The following is a 26,316-nucleotide window of genomic DNA, read 5'->3' on the forward strand; positions in this document are numbered from 1 at the left end:
AGCGCCAAAAAACGGTCTGTGTGTTTCATTTTTTCCGTTTTCAAGAAGACCACCATGCCCCCATCTCTTGAGCTTTGCGCACGGCGCTCTCTTATCCCTGGTCTGCTCGGCGGCCTGATCCTGTTGTGCGGCCCGGCCCATGCCGAACAACCCAGCGGCAACGAACGCTGGGTCAGTGACAGCCTGAGCACCTATGTACGCAGCGGCCCCACCGACGGCCACCGCATCGTCGGCAACCTCAAATCCGGGCAGAAGGTCACCTTGCTCACCAGCCAGGGCAACTACAGCCAGGTGCGGGGCGAGTCGGGGGATACCGTGTGGATCAGCAACAGCGACCTGCAGGCGGTGCCTGGCCAGGCGGAGCGTGTGCCCCAGTTGACCGAGCAGGTGACACAGTTGAGCGAGCAGCTCAAGGGCATTGACGACACCTGGAAAACCCGCGTGCAGGGCATGCAGGAGACGCTGGATGCGCGCAAGGCGCTGATCGATGAACTGGAGTCGCGCAGCCAGGCGTTGAATGCCGAGCTGGGTGAGGCACAGTCGGAACTACGCGCGACCCAGGCGCGCCTGGGCGATGAGAACAAGCAGGTGCTGATGCGCTACATGGTGTACGGCGGCGGCATTGCCGGGGCCGGCCTGCTGGCGGGGCTGATCCTGCCGATGCTGAGCCGCGGGCGCAAGCGCAACGACCGCTGGTTCTGAGGCGTGGGGGCTGCTTTGCAGCCCATTCGCAGGCCAACCCTAATCCCCCCCCAGCGCATACGGCCCCTGCACCAGTTGCTCACGCAGGAACGCCACGCAGGTGCGCACCTTGGCCGAGCTCGAGGAGCGCGCCGCCGTCACCGCCCAGATGTCCGCCGGCTGGGAATACCCCGGCAGTACCTGCACCAGCGCCCCGCTGTTCAGGCTCGCTTGCACATCCCAGCGCGCAGCCATGATGATGCCGTGCCCGTCGTGTGCCCACTGGCGCACGATATCACTGTGGTTGGAAGCCATGGGCCCGGTGACCTTGACCGTCTCGGCGCCGTTGGGGCCCAGCAGGCGCCACACCCCGAAGCGATCGTCCCGGCTGCGAAACAACAGGCAGTCATGCTGGGCCAGGTCTGCCGGTACCCGCGGCTGACCGCGCTGCGCCAGGTAGTCGGGGGCCGCCGCCAGCACCCGCGAGCTGCTGGCAATACGGTGCGCGATCACGTGTTTCTCCTGCACCTCCCCCACCCGCACGTCGATATCGAAGTTGTCGGCGATCAGGTCGACACGTCGGTCCAGCAGCTCTACCCACACGTCCAGCGCCGGGTACTGGCGACGCAGCAATGACAGGATAGGCGCCACATGCTCACGCCCCAGGCGCAGGCTGGTGCACACACGCAAGGTGCCCTGCGGCTCGCTCTGCCCCCCCGACAGGGCATCGAGCATGGCGCCGACATCCTCCAGGATCTTCTGCGCCCAGACGAATGCCGCCTCGCCGTCGCTGGTGATGTTGACCCGGCGCGTGGTGCGGTTGAACAGCTTGACCCCCAGCATGGTTTCCAGGGTCGCGATGCGCTTGCTCACATGCGCCGGTGACAACCCGGTCTCGGTCGCCGCCGCGATGAAACTGGAACGGCGAGCCACTTCGCAAAACAACTGCAGGTCGCGCAGCAACGGCTCATTATTCGCTACCAGCGCATTCTGATTCTTCATTTGAGCTGATTATCTCCTGTCGCTTTTTTATTAGCCTCTCACAAACCTGCTTCGTCCAAGAACAAGAACGTGAGAACCATGACCTCAATCCGCCTTGCCGTCGCCGGTGCCGGCCTGATCGGCCGCCGCCATATCGAACTGATTCAGGCCAGCGCCGAATGCACCCTGGCCGCCATCGTCGACCCGTCTCGCGCCGCTGGCGAACTGGCGCAGGCCTGTGACGTGCCGCTGTACCCCGACCTCGCCAGCCTGTTCGTCGCCCAACGGCCTGACGGCGTGATTCTCGCCACCCCCAATCAACTGCATGTCGAGGGCGCGCTGGCCTGTGTCGAGCGAGGCGTGCCTGCGCTGATCGAAAAGCCGGTGGCGCACACCCTTGACGAAGGCAAGCGCCTGCTCGCCATCGCCGAACAACGCGGTGCACGCCTGCTGGTGGGCCACCACCGCGCCCACAGCGCGATCCTGCACAAGGCCCGCGAAGTGATCGCCGAGGGGGTGCTCGGCCAACTGGTGGCGGTGATGGGCAGCGCGTTGTTCTACAAACCCGACGACTACTTCGACGCCGCCCCCTGGCGCCGCGAAGCCGGGGGCGGCCCGGTATTGATCAACCTGATCCACGAGATCGGCAACCTGCGCTCGCTGTGCGGCGAGATCATCGCCGTGCAGGCCCAGAGCTCGAACGCCACCCGTGGCTTTGCGGTGGAAGACAGCATCGCCATCAGCCTGCGCTTTGCCAGTGGTGCACTGGGCACCTTCATGCTGTCCGACACGGCGGCCTGTGCCCGCAGCTGGGAGCAGACCTCCCGTGAAAACCTCGACTACCCAAGCTATGCCGACGAAGACTGCTACGTGCTGGCCGGCACCCAGGGCTCGCTGTCGATCCCGACCATGCGCCTGAAGTATTACGCTCGCCACGAGCAGCGCTCCTGGTGGCGGCCGTTCCAGTGCGCCACCGCCAGCCTCGGCGAGGCCGACCCGCTGGTGCGCCAGCTGGCGCACTTCTGCCAGGTCATCCGCGGCCAGGCCCAGCCACTGGTCAGCGTGCGCGACGGCCTGCGCAACCTGCAGATCATCGACGCCATCGGCCAAGCCGCGCGCAGCGGCCACACGGTCGACATCCAGCCGCTCTGAACCTCACCATCACTTGCTCAAGAGACACCACCGCATGCACAACACCCTGCTCGTACTCAACGGCCCCAACCTGAACATGCTCGGTCTGCGTCAGCCCGAGGTCTATGGGCGTGAAACCCTGGCCGATGTCGAAGCACTGTGCCGACGTACCGGCACCGACCTTGAACTGGCCATCGAATTCCAGCAGACCAACCACGAAGGCCAGATGATCGACTGGATCCACCAGGCCCGTGGCCGGGTGGCCGGCATCGTGATCAACCCCGGCGCCTGGACCCACACTTCGGTGGCGATCCACGATGCGCTGATCGCCGCCGAAGTGCCGGTGATCGAGGTGCACATTTCCAACGTGCACCGGCGCGAAGCGTTCCGCCATCACTCCTACGTATCGCTGGTGGCCAACGCGGTGCTGGCCGGTTTCGGCACCCATGGCTACGCGCTTGCCATCAGCCACTTCGCCCACCTGCAGCGCACCGCGCAAGGAAACCTGCCATGAAAACCGTAGCCAACCCCAGCCAGCGTCTGCGTCTGGGCTTTGTCGGCGGCGGCCTGGAGTCGTCGATCGGTGCCACCCACCGCTATGCCGCTCAACTGGACGGCCACTTCGAGCTGGTGGCGGGCGTGTTCGCCCGCGACCCGGCGCGCAACCGTGCGGCCGCCGAGGCTTACGGCGTGGCACCGGAGCGCGTGTATGCCGACTACCAGCCATGGCCGAGGCCGAGGCAAAGCGCCCGGACGGCGTACAGGCAGTCGCCATCATGGCACCCAATGCCGTGCACGTGCCGGCCAGCCTGGCGTTCCTCGACCAGGGCATCGACGTGATCTGCGACAAGCCGCTGGCCTCAAGCCTCGCCCAGGCGCAGCAGTTGCTGGAGCGGGCGCGCAAGGGCCCGGCACTGCACCTGCTGACCCACAACTACAGTGGCTACCCGCTGGTGCGCGAGGCCCGCGAGCTGATCGCCCGTGGCGCCATCGGCGAGGTGCGTCTGGTGCAGGTGGAACACGCCAGTGCGTTCGGTACCCACCCGCTGGAGCAGCAGGGAGCCAAGGCCCTGATGTGGCGCACCGACCCGGCACAGGCCGGCGCCTCGTCGGTACTGGCCGATGTGGGCGTGCATGCCCACCAACTGCTGCGTTTCGTCACCGGGCAGGAGGTCAGCCAGGTCTCGGCCGAGCTGAGCACGCTGGTGCCGGGGCGACAGTCCGATGACAACGCACACGTGAAACTGCGCCTGGCCAATGGCGCACGTGGCATGCTGTGGGCCAGTTTCGTCGCAGCCGGGCACCGGCATGGCTTGCAGTTGCGGGTATTCGGATCGACCGGCTCGATCTACTGGCATCAGGAAGAGCCCGACCGGCTCGAACTTCGCCACCAGGACCAGCCGCACCAGATCCTGCGGCGCGGCGAGGCCTGGCTGAGCGAATCGGCCAAGCGGTCGACGCGCATCAAGGCCGGGCAACCGGAGGGCCTGCTGGAGGCGTTCGCCAACATCTACAGCGAGGCGGCCGAGCGCATCATGGCGCGTCGCGAGCGGCGTGCCCCCAGCGCCCAGTCACTGCTGTGCCCCAGTGCCGAGGACGGCGTACGAGGCATGGCCTTCATCGAGGCGTGCGTGCGTTCGGATGCGGCGCAGGGACGCTGGACCGATGCCTGATCATCAGAAGCTGCGCTAATGCAGGCCAAGCAGGATTGATTTTTCTGATCACCGACCGGCTGCCAGACTGGCAGCCGAATTCTTTTGCGAGAGCACGATCATGTCGGGTGAAACGAGTCTGGCCACACTGTTGCGCAGCATGCGGCCGCGGTTGAATGAAGGCAGCTACGTGTTCTGCACGCTGGCCGACTGGTCGGGGCTGCAGCCTGACGAGGTGATCGGCAGTTTTCGCGAGCAGGAGGGGCTGACAGTGATCGTGCCGCGTGCGCGGGCCCAGGCGCTGCAACTGCCCTTCAGCTACGCGGCTGCGTGGATCACGCTGACAGTGCATTCGTCACTCGAGGCAGTGGGTTTGACAGCGGCGTTCGCCACGGCGCTGGGCCAGGCCGGGATCAGTTGCAACGTGGTGGCGGCGTTCTACCATGACCATATCTTTGTCGCACAGGCCGATGCGCAGCGCGCAATGGCGGTACTGGAAGAGCTGGCGGCAGGGGCCTGAAAAAGAGCGTGCGCCTCTTCGCTGGCAAGCCTGCACCCACAAGGATTGCAGCGCCGTTGAGCGCACTGCGTCAACGGTGGGAACTGGCTTGCCAGTGAAAGGGCCACCGGCCACGATGCACCTCCCCAGCCCCACACGGAACGTCGTCATGGCCCAGATCAAGATCTATGGAGTGCGCACCACCCTCGACCAGCACCGCCCTGCCCTTGCCGAGGCCATCCACAACGCCGTGGTGAGCGCCCTGCAATACCCGCCGGAAAAACGCTTCCAGCGCTACCTGGCCCTGGACCCCGCCGACTTTCTCTACCCCGACGACCGCAGCGAACACTACCTGATCATCGAGATCAGCCTGTTCGAAGGCCGCTCCACCGCGGCCAAGAAAGACCTGATCCGCCAGCTGTTCCAGCGCATCGGCGAGCACTCCGGCATCCGCGCCCAGGACATTGAAATCACCCTGTTCGAGACACCCCGCGAAAACTGGGGCATCCGCGGTGTACCCGGCGACGAGTTGGGCCTGAACTACACCGTGCAGGTCTGAGCGCGCGCGCCGACCGGTCGCGGCACCGGCGTATTCTTCTGCTTAACTGGAAGAACCCGGGCCACAGGCTGCCCGCCTTTTGCACAGGTGAACGACCATGGCGCGCACCACTCCCATCGAGCTGTACCGCAATATCGGCATTGTCGCCCACGTCGACGCGGGCAAGACCACCACCACCGAACGCATCCTGTTCTACACCGGGGTCAACCACAAGATGGGCGAAGTGCACGACGGTGCCGCGACCATGGACTGGATGGCCCAGGAGCAGGAACGCGGCATCACCATCACCTCCGCGGCGACCACTGCGTTCTGGCAAGGCTCGACCAAGCAGTTCCCCGACAAGTACCGCTTCAACATCATCGACACCCCCGGCCACGTCGATTTCACCATCGAGGTGGAACGCTCGCTGCGCGTGCTCGACGGGGCCGTGGTGGTGTTCAGCGGCGCCGACGGGGTCGAACCACAGTCCGAGACGGTGTGGCGCCAGGCCAACAAGTACCATGTGCCGCGCCTGGCCTACGTGAACAAGATGGACCGCCAGGGCGCGGATTTCCTGCGCGTGGTCAAGCAGATCGACAAGCGCCTGGGTCACCACCCGGTGCCCATCCAGTTGGCCATCGGCGCCGAGGAACACTTCATCGGGCAGATCGACCTGGTGAAGATGAAGGCCATCTACTGGAACGAGGACGACAACGGCACCAGTTACCGCGAAGAGGAGATCCCGGCAGACATGCAGGACCTCGCCAACGAGTGGCGTGCCCACATGATCGAGGCGGCCGCCGAGGCCAGCGACGAGTTCATGGAGCTGTACCTGAACGGCACCGAGCTGAACAATCAGCAGATCAAGGCCGGCCTGCGCAAGCGCACGCTCAACAACGAAATCGTCCCGGCCATCTGCGGTTCTTCGTTCAAGAACAAGGGCGTGCCGCTGATGCTCGACGCGGTGATCGACTACCTGCCCGCCCCGTCCGAGATTCCCGCGATCCACGGCACCGACCCGGACCATGAAGACAAGCACCTGGAACGCCATGCCGACGACAGCGAGCCGTTCTCGGCGCTGGCCTTCAAGATCGCCACCGACCCGTTCGTCGGCACCCTGACCTTTGCCCGTGTCTATTCGGGGGTGCTGAACTCTGGCGACGCCGTGCTCAACTCGGTCAAGGGCAAGAAGGAACGGGTCGGGCGCATGGTGCAGATGCATGCCAACCAGCGCGCCGAGATCAAGGCCGTGTGCGCCGGCGACATCGCCGCGCTGATCGGCATGAAGGACGTGACCACCGGCGACACCCTGTGCGACATCGGCAAGCCGATCATCCTCGAGCGCATGGACTTCCCCGACCCGGTGATCTCGGTGGCCGTGGAACCCAGGACCAAGGCCGACCAGGAGAAAATGGGCATCGCCCTGAGCAAGCTGGCCCAGGAAGACCCTTCGTTCCGGGTGCGCACCGATGAAGAGACCGCGCAGACCATCATCTCCGGCATGGGCGAGCTGCACCTGGACATCATCGTCGACCGCATGAAGCGCGAATTCGGCGTCGAGGCCAATGTCGGCAAGCCGCAGGTGGCCTACCGCGAGAAGATCCGCAATACCTGCGAGATCGAAGGCAAGTTCGTGCGTCAGTCGGGTGGGCGCGGGCAGTATGGGCATTGCTGGATCCGCTTCGCGCCGGGCGAGGAAGGCAAGGAAGGCCTGGAATTCGTCAACGAGGTGGTCGGTGGGGTGGTGCCACGCGAGTACATCCCGGCCATCCAGAAAGGCATCGAGGAGCAGATGAAGAACGGCGTGCTGGCCGGGTATCCGTTGATCGGCCTGAAGGCCACGGTATTCGATGGCTCGTACCACGACGTCGACTCCAACGAGATGGCCTTCAAGGTGGCGGCCTCGATGGCGACCAAGCAACTGGCGCAAAAAGGCGGGGCGGTGCTGCTGGAGCCGGTGATGAAGGTCGAGGTAGTGACGCCCGAGGAGTACCAGGGCGACATCCTCGGTGACCTCAGCCGGCGCCGCGGGCTGATCCAGGAAGGCGAGGACACGCCGGCCGGCAAGGTGATTCGCGCTGACGTGCCGTTGGGCGAGATGTTCGGCTATTCGACCCAGATGCGCTCGATGACCCAGGGCCGGGCCAGCTACACGATGGAGTTCACCAAGTATGCAGAGGCGCCGGGGAGCATCGCCGATGCGATCATCAAGAAGCAGGGCTGATCAGCCCTGCTGCACCCCCGCGCGCTTGAGCAGTTGCTTGCAGCGCTCGGTCAGGTGGACCACGCGCAGGTGCTTGCCCGCCTTGGCATAGCGCTCGCGCAGGGTCTTGATGGCGGCGATCGCCGAGTAGTCGACCACGCGCAGGTGCGCACAATCGAGCGTGACCTGCACGGGGTCCTGCGCCGGGCTGAACTGGTTCAGGAACGGAGTGACCGAGGCGAAGAACAGTGTGCCGTGAGCCCGGTACAGCTTGCTGCCGTCGGCCTGCATGGCACCGTCGGCATACAGCTCGCGGGCGTGCTGCCAGGCGAAATTGATCGCGGCGATGACAATGCCGCACAGCACGGCGCTAGCCAGGTCGGTGAATACCGTCACCAGGGTCACGGCGATGATCATCAGCACGTCGCTCCGGGGTACCTTGTGCAGCACGCGCAGGGAGGCCCAGGCAAAGGTCTGCTGCGACACCACGAACATCACCCCTACCAGTGCCGCCAGCGGGATGCGCTCGATCAAGGGGGCCAGGAACAGCACGAACATCAGGATCATCCCCCCGGCAACGACACCGGACACGCGCCCTCGCCCGCCCGAACTGAGGTTGATGACGGTTTGCCCGATCATCGCACAGCCGCCCATGCCGCCGCACAGCCCCGACACCATGTTGGCGGCCCCCAGAGCCACGCACTCGCGGTCAGGGTGGCCACGGGTTTCGGTAAATTCATCGGTAAGGTTGAGGGTGAGCAGGGTTTCCAGCAGGCCGACCATGGCCATCAGTGCCGCATAGGGGGCGATGATGCGCAGGGTCTCCAGGTTCCATGGCAACTGAGGCAGGGCCAGGCTCGGCAAGCCGCCGGCAATGTGCGCCATGTCGCCCAGGGTATGGGTGGGCAGGTCGAACAGATACACCAACAGGCCCACGCCGAGGATCGCCACCAGCGCCGGTGGCACGGCGCGGGTCAGGCGCGGCAGCACGTAGACGATCGCCATGGTCAGCGCCACCAGGCCAAGCATCAGGTACAGCGCAGGACCGCTGAGCCACACCTGGCCGGCCTTGAAGTGCTCCAGTTGAGCCAGCGCGATGACAATTGCCAGGCCGTTGACGAAGCCGAGCATCACCGGGTAGGGCACCAGGCGCACCAGCTTGCCCAGGCGCAGCAGGCCGAACAGGATCATGATCACCCCGCCCAGCAGCACGGTGGCCAGCAGGTACTGCACGCCGTGCTGCACCACCAGGGCCACGATCACCACCGCCATCGATCCGGCGGCGCCGGAAACCATGCCCGGACGTCCGCCGAACAGCGCGGTCAGGGTACAGATGATGAAGGCGCCGTACAGGCCCATCAGCGGGTTGAGGTGTGCGACCAATGCAAAGGCGATGCACTCGGGCACCAACGCGAAAGCGGTGGTCAGGCCAGCCAGTACATCGGCGCGCACGGGGGCGAATCGGTGAAGTTTGCGTGTGGGTTGCATCGGAATTCCAATCGGCAGGGCGTCGCCCGGTGGCGCAGGGCCAGGGCGTGGGGGAACACGGGTTGAGAACGGCTGGCCAGCTTAGCGCAATTCGCCTGTGCGAGCAGCCAGCGGTACAAGGCTTGACCCTGCCTTGGCTCGCCGCGCATGCTCCGGTTCCCCATGACTTTCAAGGAACGACTGCCCCATGAAGCTGGAAACCTTGGCGATCCACGCGGGCTTCAGCCCCGACCCTACCACCAAAGCGGTTGCGGTGCCGATCTACCAGACCACCTCGTTTGCCTTCGATGACACCCAGCATGGGGCCGACCTGTTCGACCTGAAGGTGGCGGGCAACATCTACAGCCGCATCATGAACCCGACCAACGATGTGCTGGAGCAGCGTATGGCCGCCCTCGAGGGCGGTGTCGGTGCGCTGGCGGTGGCCTCGGGCATGGCGGCCATCACCTACGCGATCCAGACCGTGGCCGAGGCCGGCGACAACATCGTCTCGGTGGCCAAGCTGTATGGCGGCACCTACAACCTGCTGGCGCATACCCTGCCGCGCTATGGCATCCAGACCCGCTTTGCCGCGCATGACGACATTGCAGCGCTTGAAGCGTTGATCGATGACAAGACCAAGGCGGTGTTCTGCGAGTCGATCGGCAACCCGGCCGGCAACATCGTCGACCTGCGTGCGCTGGCCGATGCTGCGCACCGCCATGGCGTGCCGCTGATCGTCGACAACACCGTGGCCACGCCGATCCTGTGCCGGCCGTTCGAGCATGGTGCCGACGTGGTGGTGCATTCGCTGACCAAGTACATCGGCGGGCACGGCACCAGCATCGGTGGCATCGTGATCGATTCGGGCACCTTCCCGTGGGCTGAGCACAAGCAGCGTTTTGCCCTGCTCAACACCCCCGACCCGTCCTACCACGGCGTGACCTACACCGAAGCGTTCGGCCCGGCGGCATTCATCGGGCGTTGCCGCGTGGTGCCGCTGCGCAACACCGGTGCGGCGCTGTCGCCGTTCAATGCATTCCTTATTCTGCAGGGGTTGGAAACCTTGGCCTTGCGCATGGAGCGCCATACCGAGAATGCCTTGAAGGTGGCGAACTACCTCAAGGGCCACGAACAGGTGGCGTGGGTGAAGTATGCCGGGCTGCCTGATCATCCCGAGCATGAGCTGGCGCTGCGTTACACAGAGGGCAAGCCGGCATCGATCCTGTCGTTCGGGATCAAGGGTGGGCAAGAAGCTGGGGCGCGCTTCATCGATGCGTTGAAGCTGGTGGTGCGCCTGGTGAACATTGGCGATGCCAAGTCGCTGGCCTGTCACCCGGCGTCTACCACCCATCGCCAGTTGAATGACGAAGAGCTGGAGAAGGCGGGTGTGCCGCGTGACATGGTACGTTTGTCGATCGGTATCGAGCACAGTGAAGATATTCTGGCTGATCTGGCGCAGGCGCTGGAGGCGTCGCGTGGTGCGTAACGGCACCCGAGCGATCTGAAGACACACGCCGCCTTGCCGGTCAAGCGCGGGCGGCGCTTGGCCGGCAAGGCCGGCGTGTGCAATGGCCTGCAGGATCGGCGTTGTCAGCCTTGTTTGTTCAGCGACAGCCCCCTGTTAAATCCCCCCATCAAAACCCGACCGTCGCCGACACCAGGTACGTACGCGGCGTAGCCAAGGTCAAACCCGGCTCGCTGTCATCCGGCGCCCCTGCCGAACTCCAGTAACGGTCATCCAGCACGTTCTCGACACTGGCACGCACGGTAACCTCCTTGCCCTCGACCTTGAACGCATAACGCGCGCCCACGTCATAGCGCTCCCAGCTGTCGACCTGCTTGCTGTTGGCCTGGTCCAGGTACTGCGAGCTGGAATGGATACCGCGCCCGGTCAAGGTCAGCCCCTGCATCCCCGGCACGTCCCATTCGGCACCCAGATTGACGTTGTACTCAGGCGTGGCCGGAGCACGGTTGCCGTCATAGACGCCACCGGTGGTGCCGGTCAGCTCGCTGTCGATGAACATCACGCCCCCCAGCAGGCGCACACCCTGCAATGGTTCGCCGAACATGCTCAACTCCACACCCCGGTTCTCGCGCTTGCCGTTGGGGCCGAACACCCGCGTGCCTGCATTGGTCTCGTAAGCCGGCTGCCTGATACGGAACGCGCTGGCGGTCAGGGCAAAGGTGCCCAGGTCATACTTGGCTCCCACCTCGACCTGGCGACTGACGAAAGGCGCAAATATCTGGTCTTCGTTGATCGAGGTCGACGGCGCGATCTTGCCCTGGCTCAAACCCTCCATATAGTTGGCATACACCGACAACTGATCGGTCACCTTGTACAGGATGCCACCCGACGGCGAGACCTTCTCTTCGTCGTAGGCGGTGGCGCCCTTGATGCCATCGCTCCAGTCATCGACCTCGACCCGCTGCCAGCGCGCCCCCAGGGTCAGCAGCAGGCGGTCATCGGCAAAGCCCAGGGTGTCGGACAACGCCACGCCGCTGAAGCGGTTCTCGGTGTAGTCCTTCCCATCATCACGCGTGGGCGCGCCTGGAGCCGGTATCCGTACCGGGTTGTACAGGTTGCTGAGCCCACTGGCGTAGCGCGCGCCGCCGTTTTCGAAGTCGAGGGAAAAGTAGCTGGCCGCCAGGTTGACCTCATGGCTGACCGGCCCGGTAGCAAACCAGCTGCGCACACCGGCGGCAGCGGTGCGCACATCCTCGTCACGGGTGAATACCCGCGGCTGTACGGTGAAGTCGCCCGCATCATTGGAGATCGAGACATTGTGGCGCAGGAAGTCATAGCTGCTTTTGCGCGCCCCCACCGCACCGTACAGCATGAGCGCGTCACTCACGTCGAACTCGCCCTTGAGCGCGCCAAAGGTATCGTGGGTGCGTGCCTTGCTCCACGGCTGGGCGTAGTTGTGGTGCACGCGCTCGGCGTCCGGCACCTTGGCGCTGGCGCCCACCAGTACGCGCTCCTGCGGCGCGTCGGTGTCGCGCTCGGTGTGCCCCATGTCAGCGGAAAGGCGCACCCGCTCACCGCGAAAATCCAGGCCCAGCACGGCCATCTCGCGCTCCACGCGCTGATGCTCCCACTCGGTATCACCGCCCTGCTTCGCACCGTTGAAACGCACGCCGAACTGGTTCTCGTCGCCAAATCGGCGGCCGATGTCCACCGCCCCACCCGCCTGGCCCGCCGAGGCATAGTTGGCGGTCAGCTCGGTGAGTGGCGTGTCGCCGGCGCGCTTGGGCACCACGTTGATACCACCACCCACGCTGCCGCGCGGCGAGATGCCGTTGATCAACTGGCCGGGCCCCTTGATCACATCCACTCGATCGGCCATTTCCATGTCGATCGAATAGGTCGGCAGGATGCCGAACAGGCCGTTGTACGACACATCGCTGTTGAACAGGCTGAAGCCGCGGATGGTGAACTGCTCGAAACGCCCGCCGGCCGGGTTGGTTGCGCGTACCGACGGGTCGCTGGCAATCAGGTCGCCCAGGGTGCGCGCCTGCTGGTTCTTGACCGCCGCACTGGTGTAGGTGGTCATGCTGAACGGGGTTTCCATGAAGTCACGCGAGCCGAGCAGGCCCTGCGAACCACGCCGCGCCACTTGCCCACCGGCGTAATGCTCGCTGTCGGCATCCAGCGGCGCGGTGCGCGCACCGGTGATGCTGGTGGGGGCGATTTCAAGGGTCGAGGCATCCTGCGGTGCCGGCACCAGGGTGTAGGCGCCATCGCCCACCGGCAACAGCTGCAGGCCACTGCCTTGCAGCAACCCGGTAAAACCACCTTCGACGCTGTAGCTGCCGGCAAGGCCCGGGCTGCGGCGGCCACTGACCAAGGCAGGGTCTACCGAAATGCTCACCCCGGCCTGGCCCGCGAAGCGCGTGAGGCTACTGCCCAGGTCACCGGCAGGCACGTTGTACAGGCGTTGCGCGGTTTCGGCGAAAACCACCACGGGCGTCAACGAGCCGGCCGCGAGCAACAGGCTCAGGCACAGGGTTGGGCGGGACAGCGAAGACGCCAGGCGGGTCCGCTGGCGGGTCAGTACGGGCATTGGTGCACTCTCTGTTAGGTTCACGTGTTCCTGATGACAAGCGAGCGGCAAAAAGGGGACAGGCTTTTTTCGCGTTTTCTTGCAGGGCACCCCGCCACGTCACATTTATCTGTATATCCATACAGATAAAACTTGCCTGCCTTGCGCTTCCTGCGCATGCTAGCGCCCATCCAAGCCTGATGAAGAAGCCCTCACGGCATGCGCCTGTACCTCTGCGAAAAACCCTCCCAGGCCAAGGACATCGCCAAGGTCCTCGGCGCCACCCGACGCGGCGATGGCTGCTGGGTCGGCACGGGCGTCACCGTCACCTGGTGCATCGGTCACCTGCTCGAGACCGCCCCGCCCGATGCCTACGATGCCCGCTACAAGCGCTGGGCACTGGCCGACCTGCCGATCATTCCGGCACAGTGGAAAATGCAGGTCAAACCCAGAACCGCCAGCCAGTTCAAGGCAGTCAAGCGCCTGCTGGGCGAAGCTGCCGAGCTGGTGATCGCCACCGACGCCGACCGCGAAGGCGAGATGATCGCACGCGAGCTGATGGAGCATTGCCGCTATCGCGGGCCTGTCCAGCGCCTGTGGCTGTCGGCGCTGGACGACGCCTCTATCCGCAAGGCACTGGCGGCACTGCGCCCGGGCGCCGACACCTTCAACCTGTACCACTCGGCGCTGGGGCGTTCGCGGGCCGACTGGCTGATCGGCATGAACATGAGCCGGCTGTTCACCCTGCTGGGCCGCCAGTCCGGCTATCAGGGCGTGCTGCCAGTGGGCCGCGTGCAAACCCCGACCCTGCGCCTGGTGGTGGATCGCGACCGCAGCATCGCCGACTTCGTGCCCGTGGCCTTCTGGGCCATCGAGGTGCAGCTGGGCAGTGCCGGCAGCCTGTTCACCGCGCAATGGCGCGCCCCGGACGAGCTGTGCGACGACCAGGGGCGCTGCCTGAACCAGCCCTTCGCCCAGCAGGCCGCGGCGGCCATGCAGGCCGCAGGCACGGCGCAGTTGCTGACCCTTGCCACCGACCGGGTACGTGAAGCGGCGCCATTGCCCTTCGACCTTGGCACCCTGCAGGAGCTGTGCTCGAAAAAGTACGGCCTGGGCGCACAGGAAACCCTCGACATCGCCCAGGCCCTGTATGAAACCCACAAGGTCATCACCTACCCGCGCAGCGACTGCGGTTATCTGCCCCTTAGCCAGCATGCCGAAGCGCCGGCCATTCTGGCCGCGCTGGGGCGCAGCGACCCGAGCCTGGCGCCGCTGCAGCCGCACCTGCAGGCGCAACGCCGTTCACGCGCCTGGAACGACGCCAAGGTCAGCGCCCACCACGGCATCATCCCCACCGCTGCCGCCGTCGACCCGTCGCGCCTGCCGCCCAAGCACAAGGCGGTGTACGTGCTGATCCGCGCCCGCTACCTGGCGCAGTTCCTGCCCAACCACGAATACGACCGCACACAGGCCGATTTCGACTGCGCCGGGCAGGCCCTGCGCGCGGTGGGCAAGCAGATCGTCGAGCCAGGCTGGCGGCGGGCACTGCCCGAGGCGCTGACACCGCCCAAGGGCCGTGAGGCCCCGGTGGCACAAGTGCTGCCGGCATTGCAGCAAGGGCAACGGTGCGAGGTGGCCGGGGTCAACCTGAAAGACCTGTGGACCCAGCCGCCCAAGCCCTTCACCGAGGGCGACCTGATCAAGGCCATGAAGAACGTGGCCAAGCTGGTGGACGACCCGCGCCTGAAGCAGAAGCTCAAGGACACCACCGGGATCGGCACCGAGGCGACCCGCGCCGGGATCATCCAGGGCCTGCTCGACCGGGGTTACCTGGTCAAGCAGGGCAAGGCGCTGTCGGCCACCCCCGCCGCGTTCAGCCTGATCGACGCGGTACCCCGGGCGATTGCCGACCCGGGCACCACGGCAATCTGGGAGCAGGCGCTGGACATGGTGCAGAGCGGCGAGATGAGCCTGGAAGACTTCGTTGCCAAGCAATCGGCCTGGATGAGCAAGCAGGTGCAACGCTGCTCGGGCATGAGCCTGAGTATTGCCGGGCCTGCGGCGCCTGCCGGGCGTGGCGGCGCACCGTGGAAGAAGAAGCGCAAGAGTACCGGGGCGGCCAAGCGGCCACGGGCGCCCAAGGCGAAAAAGGGTTAGCCTTCACACCTTTACCTACTGACAAAGGACTGTTCATGAAACTGGGCTACACGATCGTCTATGTACCCGATGTCGAGGCATCGCTGAGCTTTTTCGAGAACGCCTTCGGTTTGACCCGGCGCTTCTTGCACGAGTCCGGCGACTATGGCGAGCTGGACACCGGCCCGACGACCCTGGCGTTCGCCTCGCTGGAACTGGGCAACAGCAACTTCCCGGAGGGTTTTGTCGCGGCCAGCGACAGCCAGCGCCCACTGGGCATGGAAATCGCCCTGGTGACCGACACCGTGGCAGCCGCCCACGCCGAGGCACTGGTCAACGGTGCCACCGAACTCAAGGCACCCGAAACCAAGCCCTGGGGGCAGACCGTCTCCTACGTACGCTGCCCGGCCGGTGTGCTGGTGGAGCTGTGCTCGCCGATGAATTGATCTGGCGCTTCGCTCAAGCGCGGATCACGGCCTTGAGCACCGCCTTGAACGTCTCGATCTGCTCGTCACTGAAGGCTGCAAATACCGCGTCCTGCTGCTCGCGGGCAATCGTCCACAAGGCCTCGGTCTGGTCGATGCCCGCCACGCTCAGGCGCACATGCCCCGCCGCCTCGCTGTCACATACCAGGCCCTTGCGCTTGAGGTTGGCCACCGCCTCGTCGATCTCGCGCGCCGACATCGCCACCTCCCGCTGCAAATCGGCCAGGTTCAACCCTGCATCGTTCTCCAGCACCATCAGCATGCGTGCCTCGCTGGTGCGCAGGCCACTGGACAGTTGCCTGGGCTGATAGCTGGCCTGATAGGCACGCAACGCCTGGGTCATCAGGTAGTACAGGTTGTGGCTCAGGCGTCCCTGGAAGTGGCTGCTCGGCGCCTGGCCTTCTTCACGGCGGGTCATGCGGGTGTGCGGCAGCACCATGGAGTACGCACCCTGATGATAGAGCAAGGGCGAACGTCCACCGTCTTCGAAGGCAACCACCTTGCCCAGCAGGATCCAGTGGTCCCCCCCATCGATCAACTTGTGCGTCAGGCACTGGAAACTCGCCGAGCAATCGGCCAGCAGCGGCGCCCCGCCCTCACCCGCGCGGTACTCGATACCGACGAAGCGATCGTCCCTGGGTTTGGCGAAGTTGTTCGACAGCTCGATCTGGTCGGCCGCCAGTATGTTTACCGCAAAGTGGCTGGCCGCCTGGAACACCTCCAGGCTGCTGGAGCGTTTGTCCAGGCTCCAGAGAATCAACGGCGGGTCAAGCGAGACAGAGTTGAAACTGTTGGCCGTGACGCCGACCTTGTTGCCGGCCGCATCGGCGGCCGTGACCACGGTGACGCCGGTGGCGAAGTTGCCCAGGGCGCGACGAAACGCGCGACTGTCGAAGCCCGTCAGGGGTTGATCAGACATGCAAGACTCCCCGGCCGCCGCCAGGGCAGCCGTACGTTGTTGTTATGTGAGGACCGCGTGGTTCAGACCATGCTCGGGTCGGGTTCCAGGCCCATCAGCTCACGGCCGAGGATCTGGGTGCACACGTCGTAGTCGGTGTAGGCATGTGCGCCGGTCATGTGCGCATCACGCCACAGGCGCTGCATCTCGTTGGACTCGAACCAGGCGGTGCCGCCCGCGGCGTCGAACAGGCGGTCCACGGCCTGGATGCACATCTTTACCGCGTAGCCCTGGTTGGTGCGCCAGAACGCCAGGGTCTCGCGGCTCGGGTACTGGTGGCGTTCGCTGTGTTCGGCATGCTCCTGCCAGGTTTTCTCCAGGAAGGCGCGGGCAGCAGCCACCTGATGGGTCGATTCGGCCAGGCGCATCAGCGCCGGGGTGGCCGCCCCCACTGCGGCACCGGTATAGGCGCGCACGCGGGTGCGGGTCTTTTCGCGGAACGCCTCGAGCATGCGTTCGGCAATGCCCAGGCTGACCGTGGAGAAGCCGCTGGCAAAGTAGGGGCGGTAAGGCGAATAGAATACCTTGCTATCCGGGTACAGGCCGAAGCCGGCCGACTTGCCTTCCATCATGTCCTTGGCTTTCTGGATGCGGTACTCGGGCACGAAGGCGTTGTCGATGAGCAGGGTCTTGGTACCACTGCCCTTCATGCCGGCGGCGTGCCAGTCGTCACGGATCTGGTAGTCGCTGCGCGGCAGCACGGCGAAGCAATAGTCCTGGCCACCTTCGGCATTGGTGCGACGGCAGCCGACGATGGCCCATTCGGCATGGTCACTGCCGCTGCTCCAACCCATTTCGCCGCTGAACAGCAGGCCGCCTTCGACTTCCTCGACACGCCCGAAGGGGGCGATGCTGCTGCTGGCAGTGGCATTGCGGTCACGCCCCCAGATCTCTTCCTGCAAGCGCGCCGGGAACATCGCCAACTGATGGCTGTGGGTGCACAGCAGGCTCATGGCCCAGGCGGTGCTGGCGCAGGCGCCGGCCAGCAAGGCGATGCAATCGGCGAATGCGGGCAGCGGTATCTCCATGCCGCCGTAGGCCTGGGGCTGGAAGGCGCGGTGCAGGCCGATGCCCTTGAGCAGGGCGATATTCTCGGCGGGGACCTGGCGTTCCTGCTCGGCGCGGGCGGCGTTGGCGGCGATGATCGGCAACAGTGGCTTGAGGTCTTCAAGCAGCGGGTTTGGCTTTTTCATGGGTGGCCCTGCTTATTATTGGATGTCCGCGCCGGGCTGCGACAAAGGCAGTCAGCGCTGGATGCAGGGCCAGTATGGGAGGGGCAAGGCGACGGGAAAATGCACCTTCCAGAGGCAAGATTGTACTTTTCATGGGCCTTGAGGGCCTCTTCGCTGGCAAGCCAGCTCCCACAGGTCATGCAGTCTACACAAAGCACTGTGGGAGCGGGCTTGCCAGCGAAGGCGTCAGCGGGGCTGTACCTGAACGACCTCCTGCAACCGCGCCCACAGCCGTGCCACATGCTCGCGCTCGGTCGGCAATGCGCCCACCGACACCCGCACCATCCACTCACCGTTCAAGGTGGCCGGGGTCACATACGCCGCCCCCGAGGCATTCAAGCGATCCGCCCAGGCCCGCGTGTGCTGGTCCAGCGCATCACCTTCCAGCCCGCCCGGCTGATGACGAATGCACAAGGTCTGCAGGTGCACCGGCGCCAGCACCTCCCACTGCGCCGCACCACTCACCTGCTCGGCCAGCCAGCGTGCGTTGTCCAGGTCGCGCCGCAGACGCTGCTGCAAACCCTCCACCCCTTCGCTGCGCACCATGAACCACAGCTTCAGCGCACGGAACCGGCGCCCCAACGGGATGCCCCAGTCACGCAGGTTCTTCACCTCGCTGTCGACCGCCGACTGCAGGTAGCTGGGGTTGGTGCTCATCACGCGGATCAGGTGCTGCGGGTCGCGCACGAAATACAGCGAGCAGTCGAACGCCACGCCCAGCCACTTGTGCGCATTGACCACGATGGAGTCGGCCTGCTCGATGCCCTCCCACATCCAGCGGCACTCCGGCAGGATCATCGCCGAACCGGCCATGGCCGAGTCGACATGCAGCCACAGCCCATGGGCGCGGGCAATCCGCCCGATCGGCGCCAGCGGGTCCAGTGCCGTGGTGGTCGTGGTGCCGGTGGTGGCAACCACCGCACACGGCTGCAACCCGGCCGCCAGGTCCTGTTCGATCGCTGCGGCCAGGGCCTCGGGGCGCATGGCGAAGGCTTCGTCGACCTCGATGTAGCGAATGTTGTGCTTGCCGAAACCGGCCAGCAAGGCGGCCTTGTCCACCGAGCTGTGGGCCTGGGCGCTGGTGTAGATCATCAGCGGTTTGGCCAGGCCCTGCAGGCCACCCTTGACCAGCGCATAGTCGCTGGCGCGCTCGCGGGCACAGATCAGCGCTACCAGGGTGCTGCTCGACGCGGTGTCCTGGATCACGCCGCTCCAGGCGCCGGACAGGCCGACCATCTGGCGCAGCCAGTCCACCGTGGTCTCTTCCAGTTCGCTCAACGCCGGGCTCGACTGCCAGGACAAGCCCAGCACGCCCAGGCCGGTACTGAGAAAATCACCCAGCACCGAGGACAGGGTACCGTTGGAGGGGAAGTAGCCGAAAAAATCCGGGTGCTGCCAATGTGACAGGCCCGGCATCACCAACTGGTCGACATCTGCCAGGATCTGCTCGAACGCTTCGCCCTGCTGCGGCGCTGCCGGCGGCAAGGCGTTCTTCAGGTAGCCCGGTGCGACCTGCGCCATCACCGGCCGGCTGGCGACACTGCTGCGGTAGTCGGCGATACGGTCGATCAGTCGATGACCCTGCTGGCGAAATTCTTCTGGGCTCACGCGCTTGCTCCTGTGGTGGTTGCACTGCCACCGAGTCTAGGCGCTGCTTGAACCGTGAAATACGCCACGCGGCGCATAGCTGCTATGGCGAATCCACATAGTTGCCGGTCACACCGAACTGCGACTGCTGCCACAGCTCGAACACCAGCGCGCGAAACCAGCGATGCTCGGCCGACGCCTGCAAACGTTGGTGCCACACCACCCAGTAGCGCTGGGTGCGCTCGACAAACCCCAGCGGGCGCCATACCACCGGGTGCAGGCGGCTGAGCTGGCGGGCGATATGTTCCGGCACTGTCACCAGCGCCTGACTGGCGCAGACCACCTGCACCGCCGCCGCAAAGAACGGCACCTGCAGGGTGATGCGCCGGCTCAGCCCCTGGGCACGCAAGTGCTGGTCGATGAAGCTGTCCTTGTCGCCGCCACCGGAAATGCGCACATGCCCCCAGGCGCGATAATCGTCCTGGCTCAGTTCGGCGCACTGCGCCAGCGGGTGGTCACGGTGCATCAGGCACACCGCACGGTCCTCGCCGAGCATGCGCCCGTGCAGGTTGGCCGGGGCGTGGTCGAACAGGGTCGTGGCCAGGTCGATTTCGCCACTGGCCAGGCGCTCGAACTGGTCGGGCGACCAACTGCGGTACTCCAGCGAAACGCCCGGTGCCAACTCGGCCAGGCGGCTCACCAGCAGCGGCAGCATGTGCTCGGCGATATAGTCGGAAGCCGCCAGGCAGAAGCGCCGCTCGCAGCGTTGCGGGCTGAAGGTGCCCGGTTGGCGCAATGCCTCCAGGTCCTCCAGCACCTGGCGCAATGGCCCCACCAGCGCCTGGGCCTGCTCACTCAATACATAGCCACGGCCCTGACGCACCAGCAACGGGTCGCCGAAGGCCTGACGCATGTGCGCCAGTTGCCGACTGAGTACCGACTGGCTGCTGCCCAGCCGCTGGGCGGCATGGCTGAGGTTCTTCAACTGCAGCAGCGTATCGAGGGCGTGCAGGTGCGCCAGGCTCAACGAGGCAAAGGTGGGGTTCACGGCGGGCTCCGGCACGGATGAAGGCCCAAGGCTAAGGGGTTTTTCCAGGTTTTTACAGCGCCGCCACCGCACGCTGCGCCCTGCCCCGGGTGCGCTGGTAGGCAATGGCCAGGCCGACGAACCACAACGGCATCACGCACAAGGCCAACCGGGTGTCCGGCCTGAGCGCCAGCAGCGACAGCACGAACGCCAGGAACCCCAGGGTCGCCCAGGCCATCGCCACACCGCCCGGCATCTTGTAGCGCGACTGCGCATGCAGGTCAGGTCGCGCCTTGCGGTAGCAGATATACGACACCAGTATCGTCGACCAGGTGAAGATCACCAGGATGGCCGAAATGGTCGAGACGATGGTGAACACCGTCATCACTTCCGGGAAGATGAACAGCAGCAACACCCCCAGCAACATCAGCACGGTCGAAAATGCCAGGCTCGCCACCGGCACGCTGTGGCGCGACAGGCGGCCCAGGCGCGCGGGGGCATTGCCCTGGCGGGCCAGGCCGAACAGCATGCGGCTGGTGGAGAACACCCCGCTGTTGGCCGACGATGCGGCCGAGGTCAGCACGACGAAGTTGACGATACCTGCCGCCGCTGGAAAGCCGGCCACCAGAAACAGCTCCACGAATGGGCTCTTGCTGGGCGACACCTGCTGCCACGACGTCACCGCGATGATGCACGCCAGCGACACCACGTAGAACAGGATGATGCGCAGCGGGATCGCATTGATCGCCTTGGGCAGGACCTTTTCGGGCGAGCGGGTTTCGGCGGCCGTGGTGCCCACCAGCTCAGTGCCGGCGAACGAGAAGATCGCGATCTGAAAGCCCGCGAAGAACCCCATCAGGCCATTCGGGAACGCCGCCTTGGCTTCGAACAGGTGCCCCAGCGAGGCCGTGACCCCGGTAGGTGAAACGAACGAAGTCGCGATCAGTACACCACTCACCGCAATCAACGCCAGCACGGCGATGATCTTGACGATGGCAAACCAGAACTCCACTTCGCCAAACAGGCGCACCGTGAGCACGTTCAGGGCGAACAAGGTGATCATCATGCCGATCGCCGGCCCCCAGGCCGGCAGGTCGGGATACCAGTGCTGGAAGAAGCCGCCCACCACCACGGCGTCCCCCACCACCGCCACGCACCAGCTCAGCCAGTACGACCAGCCCAGGAAAAATGCGGCGCGCGGGCCGATGTAGGCACCCGCAAAGTCTGCGAATGACTTGAACTGCAGGTTGGACAGCAACAGTTCACCCATGGCCCGCATGACGAAATACAGGAAGAAACCGATGATCATGTAGATCAGCAGGATCGAGGTACCGGACAGGGCGATGATCTTGCCCGAGCCCATGAACAGCCCTGTACCGATGGCACCGCCAATCGAGATCAACTGGATGTGGCGGTTGCTCAGGGTACGTTGCAACTGAGGCGATGACGCGGCGTCACGCACGGAAGAATTCATAACTCAACCTCTTGGTTTTTGTGTTCTGGAGTTGAGGCAGCAATGGGAAGAACGATCTTGTCATGTGGGGTACGGCTGGCCTGCAGCCAGCCGTGGGTTCAGCGGGTTTTGCCTTCGAAGCCCTGCAGCACGTTGACCGCGTTGATGCCGATCTCGTCGACCATGTAGCCGCCCTCCATCACGAACAGGGTCGGGACGCCAACGGCCGCTATCGCCTCGCCGATACCGAAATAGTCATCACTCTCGAGCAGGAAGTGGCTGATCGGGTCGTCCTTGAAGGTGTCCACCCCAAGCGAAATCACCAGCACCTCTGGCCCGAACGCGCGCAGACGCTGGCAGGCATCCACCAGGGCGGCCTGGTACTGGGCCCAGCGCGTGTGCTTGGGCAGTGGGTAATTGAGGTTCATGCCCTCCCCGGCGCCGGCGCCGCGCTCATCGGCAAAGCCGCTGAAATACGGGTAGGACACTGCCGGCTCGCCATGCAGGGACACGAACAGCACATCGGCGCGGTCGTAGAAGATGTTCTGGGTGCCGTTGCCGTGATGGAAATCCACATCCAGCACCGCCACGCGCCTGGCACCCTGGGTAATCGCCTGCTGCGCGGCGATCGCGGCATTGTTCAGGTAGCAATAGCCGCCCATGTATTCACGCGCGGCGTGGTGCCCCGGTGGCCGGCACAGGGCGAACGCGCTGTGCTGGCCTTCGTCGAGCAGGGCCAGGCCGGTCAGGGCGATGTCGGCGCTGGTCTTCACCGCCTGCCAGGTGCTGGCGGTGATCGGTGCGCCGGCATCCATGGCGAAAAAGCCCAGCTTGCCGTCGATGAAGTCGGGCACCTGGTCATTGGCCAGGTCGCGCACCGGCCACACCAGCGGCAGCGCGTCGTGGCTGCGGCCAATGGCGCTCCACTGGTCCCAGGCCGACTCCAGGAAGGCGACGTAGCGCTCGCTGTGCGCGTTGACGTAGCAGGCACGGTCGAAGCGGCGCGGCGCGATGATGTCGCCCAACCCTTCGCTCATGACCCGCCGGCAGACGGTGTCAGCGCGGCTGGGCTGCTCGAAGGACGGCTTGAGTACGCCGTCCTTCAACTCGGTGCCGTGATGCAAACGGTGGGACTCGCTAAAGATGGTCAGCATGGAAAGGCTCGTCTTTGCACAGTGTGGGTGTGCAAATAGCCTATTCCGGAGCTCGTGATCTTTTTTTGCTATTTCTTCTGTCCGTGATAGCTTTTTGAGTCAGTTTTACCCCGAGATATCAGCATGTCGAAAAAAATATCCAAACGCATTGTTCTCGACGATACCGACCGCGCCATCCTTGCGCTGCTGCAGGCCGACGCCAGCATCTCCAATGCCGAACTCAGCGAGCGGCTGTCGCTGAGCCTTACGCCGTGCTGGCGCAGGCGCCGGCGCCTGGAAGAGGCAGGCGTGATCCAGGACTACCAGGCCAACCTCGACCGACGCCTGCTGGGGCTGAACATCATGGCCTTCGTGCATATCCGCTTCTCGACCCACACCGACCATACCCCCGAGGCGTTCGAGGCGGTGATCAACACCCTGCCCGAGGTAATTGCCTGCCACAAGATCACCGGCGACGCCGACTACCTGCTGCAGGTGCTGGCGCAGGACCTGGACAGCTACAGCGATTTTGTCGAGGGGGTATTGCGCCGCCAACTGGGCATCGCCTCGATCCAGTCGAGCCTGGCCCTGCGCGAGGTCAAGGCCACCCACCGTATCGCAATACCTGCGCCAAGCCGGCACGAACACGACTGATCGGCCAGCGCGCAGACGACGAAAGCTCTAGAATGAGCGCTTGTTGAACACGAGGCCCCCATGGATATCGACCTGGCGCGTACCTTTATCGAAATCGTGCGCAGCGGCAGCCTGGTCGCCGCCGCCGAACGCCTGCACGTGACCCAGACCGCCATCAGCGCGCGGGTGCAGAAACTCGAGCAGTTGCTCGGCTGCCAGCTGTTCGTGCGCAGCCGCAGCGGCGCCAGCCTGACCGCCGACGGCGAAGGGTTCGTGGCCTATGCCAACCAGCTGGTGCACACCTGGGAGGCGGCGCGTCGTGACCTGCCCTTGCCGGAGGGGTGTCATCAGGTGCTGCACATCGGCGGCGAGGTCAGCCTGTGCAACCCGCTGGTGCTGGACTGGGTAAGGGTGCTGCACCAGGAGGTGCCCAGCCATGCGATCCGCAGCGAAGTGGGTGACAGCGAGACGTTGCTGCGCAAGCTGGAGATGGGTGTGCTGGATGCGGTGCTGGTGTACCAGCCGGCCTATGGCCCGGGGCTTCAGGTAGAGCAACTGCTGGAAGAGAAGCTGGTGCGGGTACGCCGCGTGAGCCAGCCCGAACCCTACATCTACATCGACTGGGGTGAAGCCTTCCGCCGCCAGCATGACATCGCGCTACCCGAGTGCGCCCGCCCGGCGCTGAGTTTCAACCTCGGCCCGCTGGCCCTGCAGTACATCCTCGAACATGGCGGCAGCGGCTATTTCCGCACACGTGTGGTGCAGAGCTACCTGGACAACGGCGTGCTCGAACGGGTGCCACATGCCCCCGAGTTCACCTACCCGACCTACCTGGTGTATGCCCGCGAGCGCGACTCGGCGGCGTTGCAGCAGGCCTTCAGCCTGCTACGCGGCGTGGTCGCGGGGGAATGCGACTGGTCCCAGCGCTGGGACCCGCTCATCTAGGCCGGCCTGTTCGCGTTGCAGCAATTGCCGGTGCAGGGCACCGATCAGGTCGGTCTGGGTGATCACGCCCACCAACGCGCCAGCCTCCAGTACAGGCAGGCAATGCAGGCCCTGATCGCACAGCAGCGGGATCAGCGCCACGGCAGGTTCATCGCTGTCGACACTGCGTACCGGGTGGGTCATGACCTGCTCAAGCAGTACCGGGCGGCGTTTGCCGAACAGCGACCGCCAGCTGAAACGGCGTGCTGCCATGGCCGGGGCCATCAGGTCGCTGAGGCTGACGATGCCCACCAGCTTGCGTGCCTGGTCCACGACCGGCAAGGCCTTGAGCCGATGGTTGGCCAACAGCGCCCACGCCTGCTCAAGGGTGGTGGCAGTGCTTGCGAGCTGCACATCGCGCGACATCACCCGCGCAGCGGTCATGCCGCCCAGGCTGCGTTGCAAGGCATGCCGCTCGGTGGCCAGGATGATGCGTTCCAGGTCGTCGCGGGTGACGTCGACGAACTCACCCAGTTCGTCCAGGGCCATGTCCAGGTCACCGGCGCTGACGCCTATCCGTTCGCTGACGGGTGCGTCCTGGGTGTGATGCAGGTCTTTGCGCGGTGCCACGATCTTCGGGTAGCGCACGCCGGTCAGGCGGTTGTACACCACCGCGACCAGCAGCAGGCAGAGTGCGTTGAGCAGTACGGGCTCGATCACCTGCATGCCCATGCTGGCCAGCGACGGGTCGGCCAGTGCCAGGCTCACGGCCAGTGCCGCGCCTGGCGGGTGCAGGCAGCGCAGCAGACACATCAGCAGCACCACCAGCACCAGTGCCATGCACACCACGGCCAGGCTGGCCCCGAGCCAATGGTGCAGGCCCAGCCCGACCAGCATGGCGCAGCCGTAGCTGCCCAGCAGCGGCCAGGGTTGAGAGAGTGCGCCGGAGGACACACCGAACAGCAGCACGGCCGAGGCGGCCAGTGGCGCCATCAGGTGCAGCGTCACTGCGTTGCCGAACGCCAGGCTGCACAGCCCGCCGGCCAGCAGCAGACCGAGTACCGCCCCGAGGCCGGCACGCAGCCATTCCTTGGGTGGGATATGCAATGCGGCGGGGATGAAGCGGTCGAGCCAGGTATTCAGACTACGGGTAGGCATGGGAAAACCGGTTACCTGTGGAAAGAAAATAAGCCCGTTCAAGACGAAGGGGCTTTGTATCGCGAGGGGGCAATACGCAAAGGGCTCCGTCCCTGGAGATGGAAACCGGCAGGGTTTGCGGATGCGCGCAGTCTGAACAAAAGCGTGGCGTGACTCCAATGCAAAAAAATGCAGCCTGACTGCAATAATTTTGCTGGTTGGATGCCTTGGCGAGAGTTGAAGTGGGTCAAACAAGGCTAGCGGCGCTCGATCTTGAGGTCGCAGGAGATGTATTGACTGGCGCCTGGTGGCCACGCCGGGATCTGTCGCCGGGCCACCAAGGCTGACAACTCGAATCTCACAGGCCATGGTGCGTTTAAGCAAATGTGGGAGCTGGCTTGCCAGCGAAGCGCCGC

Annotated in this window: 23 protein-coding genes; 13 read left to right on the plus strand and 10 right to left on the minus strand. The window is 65.1% G+C overall.

Annotated elements, in window-relative coordinates; translation table 11 throughout:
• Nucleotides 1-54 precede the first annotated feature (54 nt).
• The gene (locus KUO17_RS07095; RefSeq protein ID WP_217974565.1) at nucleotides 55-702 is read left to right on the plus strand and encodes a TIGR04211 family SH3 domain-containing protein; all 648 of its coding nucleotides are present in this window, start codon (nucleotides 55-57) and stop codon (nucleotides 700-702) included.
• A 39-nt stretch (nucleotides 703-741) separates the two neighbouring features.
• Here the strand turns inward: KUO17_RS07095 and KUO17_RS07100 are convergent, their stop codons facing one another.
• Nucleotides 742-1,683, minus strand: coding sequence for a LysR family transcriptional regulator (locus KUO17_RS07100; RefSeq protein WP_217974566.1), 942 nt, complete (start codon nucleotides 1,681-1,683; stop codon nucleotides 742-744).
• Nucleotides 1,684-1,761: 78 nt separating this feature from the next.
• Here KUO17_RS07100 and KUO17_RS07105 point away from each other — a divergent pair, with 78 nt between their 5' ends.
• From KUO17_RS07105 to fusA, 7 genes are all read left to right on the plus strand, one after another.
• Entirely contained in the window at nucleotides 1,762-2,814 is a 1,053-nt protein-coding gene (locus tag KUO17_RS07105; protein WP_217974567.1) for a Gfo/Idh/MocA family protein, read from the plus strand.
• A gap of 34 nt (nucleotides 2,815-2,848) precedes the next feature.
• Nucleotides 2,849-3,307, plus strand: a complete 459-nt coding sequence (aroQ, locus tag KUO17_RS07110; RefSeq protein WP_217974568.1) for a type II 3-dehydroquinate dehydratase — start codon at nucleotides 2,849-2,851, stop codon at nucleotides 3,305-3,307.
• The gene (locus KUO17_RS07115) at nucleotides 3,304-3,633 is read left to right on the plus strand and encodes a hypothetical protein (RefSeq protein WP_217974569.1); all 330 of its coding nucleotides are present in this window, start codon (nucleotides 3,304-3,306) and stop codon (nucleotides 3,631-3,633) included. Before aroQ ends, KUO17_RS07115 begins: the two co-directional genes overlap by 4 nt.
• Nucleotides 3,570-4,466, plus strand: a complete 897-nt coding sequence (locus tag KUO17_RS07120; protein WP_217974571.1) for a Gfo/Idh/MocA family protein — start codon at nucleotides 3,570-3,572, stop codon at nucleotides 4,464-4,466. Before KUO17_RS07115 ends, KUO17_RS07120 begins: the two co-directional genes overlap by 64 nt.
• Nucleotides 4,467-4,566: 100 nt before the next feature.
• Nucleotides 4,567-4,965, plus strand: a complete 399-nt coding sequence (locus tag KUO17_RS07125; protein ID WP_217974573.1) for an ACT domain-containing protein — start codon at nucleotides 4,567-4,569, stop codon at nucleotides 4,963-4,965.
• 148 nt (nucleotides 4,966-5,113) lie between these two features.
• Nucleotides 5,114-5,503: a tautomerase family protein gene (locus KUO17_RS07130; RefSeq protein ID WP_217974575.1), complete on the plus strand. Its 390-nt coding sequence runs from the start codon at nucleotides 5,114-5,116 to the stop codon at nucleotides 5,501-5,503.
• 97 nt (nucleotides 5,504-5,600) lie between these two features.
• A complete protein-coding gene (gene fusA / locus KUO17_RS07135; protein WP_217974577.1) occupies nucleotides 5,601-7,706 on the plus strand; it encodes an elongation factor G in 2,106 nt (701 codons plus the stop codon).
• On the opposite strand, the gene KUO17_RS07140 is transcribed toward fusA, so the two are convergent.
• Nucleotides 7,707-9,173: a SulP family inorganic anion transporter gene (locus KUO17_RS07140; protein ID WP_217974579.1), complete on the minus strand. Its 1,467-nt coding sequence runs from the start codon at nucleotides 9,171-9,173 to the stop codon at nucleotides 7,707-7,709.
• Nucleotides 9,174-9,360: 187 nt separating this feature from the next.
• Between KUO17_RS07140 and KUO17_RS07145 the strand changes: the two genes are divergently transcribed.
• Nucleotides 9,361-10,641 carry a bifunctional O-acetylhomoserine aminocarboxypropyltransferase/cysteine synthase gene (locus tag KUO17_RS07145; protein WP_217974581.1) on the plus strand — a complete coding sequence of 427 codons (1,281 nt, stop codon included), beginning with the start codon at nucleotides 9,361-9,363 and terminating at the stop codon, nucleotides 10,639-10,641.
• Between the two features lie 148 nt (nucleotides 10,642-10,789).
• Here KUO17_RS07145 and KUO17_RS07150 read toward each other — a convergent pair whose 3' ends face one another.
• Complete coding sequence (locus KUO17_RS07150) at nucleotides 10,790-13,216, minus strand: TonB-dependent receptor (protein ID WP_217974582.1); 2,427 nt, start codon at nucleotides 13,214-13,216, stop codon at nucleotides 10,790-10,792.
• Between the two features lie 198 nt (nucleotides 13,217-13,414).
• On the opposite strand from KUO17_RS07150, the gene KUO17_RS07155 reads away from it, so the two are divergent.
• Nucleotides 13,415-15,352: a DNA topoisomerase III gene (locus tag KUO17_RS07155; RefSeq protein WP_217974584.1), complete on the plus strand. Its 1,938-nt coding sequence runs from the start codon at nucleotides 13,415-13,417 to the stop codon at nucleotides 15,350-15,352.
• 35 nt (nucleotides 15,353-15,387) lie between these two features.
• The gene (locus KUO17_RS07160) at nucleotides 15,388-15,777 is read left to right on the plus strand and encodes a VOC family protein (protein WP_217974585.1); all 390 of its coding nucleotides are present in this window, start codon (nucleotides 15,388-15,390) and stop codon (nucleotides 15,775-15,777) included.
• A 13-nt stretch (nucleotides 15,778-15,790) separates the two neighbouring features.
• Here KUO17_RS07160 and KUO17_RS07165 read toward each other — a convergent pair whose 3' ends face one another.
• From KUO17_RS07165 to KUO17_RS07190, 6 genes are all read right to left on the minus strand, one after another.
• Nucleotides 15,791-16,735, minus strand: coding sequence for a p-hydroxyphenylacetate 3-hydroxylase reductase component (locus KUO17_RS07165; RefSeq protein WP_217974587.1), 945 nt, complete (start codon nucleotides 16,733-16,735; stop codon nucleotides 15,791-15,793).
• Nucleotides 16,736-16,797: 62 nt separating this feature from the next.
• Nucleotides 16,798-17,967 carry a p-hydroxyphenylacetate 3-hydroxylase oxygenase component gene (locus tag KUO17_RS07170; protein WP_217974589.1) on the minus strand — a complete coding sequence of 390 codons (1,170 nt, stop codon included), beginning with the start codon at nucleotides 17,965-17,967 and terminating at the stop codon, nucleotides 16,798-16,800.
• Between the two features lie 225 nt (nucleotides 17,968-18,192).
• The gene (locus KUO17_RS07175; protein ID WP_217974590.1) at nucleotides 18,193-19,614 is read right to left on the minus strand and encodes a DOPA decarboxylase; all 1,422 of its coding nucleotides are present in this window, start codon (nucleotides 19,612-19,614) and stop codon (nucleotides 18,193-18,195) included.
• Nucleotides 19,615-19,696: 82 nt separating this feature from the next.
• Nucleotides 19,697-20,641 (minus strand): LysR family transcriptional regulator, encoded by a 945-nt coding sequence (locus tag KUO17_RS07180; protein ID WP_217974591.1) that lies wholly within the window; start codon nucleotides 20,639-20,641, stop codon nucleotides 19,697-19,699.
• Between the two features lie 52 nt (nucleotides 20,642-20,693).
• Entirely contained in the window at nucleotides 20,694-22,094 is a 1,401-nt protein-coding gene (locus KUO17_RS07185; RefSeq protein ID WP_217974592.1) for an amino acid permease, read from the minus strand.
• 98 nt (nucleotides 22,095-22,192) lie between these two features.
• Entirely contained in the window at nucleotides 22,193-23,227 is a 1,035-nt protein-coding gene (locus KUO17_RS07190) for a histone deacetylase family protein (RefSeq protein WP_217974593.1), read from the minus strand.
• Nucleotides 23,228-23,350: 123 nt separating this feature from the next.
• Here KUO17_RS07190 and KUO17_RS07195 point away from each other — a divergent pair, with 123 nt between their 5' ends.
• Both KUO17_RS07195 and KUO17_RS07200 read left to right on the plus strand, forming a co-directional pair.
• A complete protein-coding gene (locus KUO17_RS07195; protein ID WP_217974594.1) occupies nucleotides 23,351-23,860 on the plus strand; it encodes an Lrp/AsnC family transcriptional regulator in 510 nt (169 codons plus the stop codon).
• A 60-nt stretch (nucleotides 23,861-23,920) separates the two neighbouring features.
• The gene (locus KUO17_RS07200) at nucleotides 23,921-24,784 is read left to right on the plus strand and encodes a LysR family transcriptional regulator (protein WP_217974596.1); all 864 of its coding nucleotides are present in this window, start codon (nucleotides 23,921-23,923) and stop codon (nucleotides 24,782-24,784) included.
• Here the strand turns inward: KUO17_RS07200 and KUO17_RS07205 are convergent.
• Nucleotides 24,725-25,921 (minus strand): HPP family protein, encoded by a 1,197-nt coding sequence (locus KUO17_RS07205; protein ID WP_217974598.1) that lies wholly within the window; start codon nucleotides 25,919-25,921, stop codon nucleotides 24,725-24,727. The genes KUO17_RS07200 and KUO17_RS07205 overlap by 60 nt on opposite strands.
• Nucleotides 25,922-26,316: the final 395 nt, after the last annotated feature.

Source organism: Pseudomonas aegrilactucae (assembly GCF_019168305.1).
In the GTDB taxonomy this organism is placed as follows: domain Bacteria; phylum Pseudomonadota; class Gammaproteobacteria; order Pseudomonadales; family Pseudomonadaceae; genus Aquipseudomonas; species Aquipseudomonas aegrilactucae.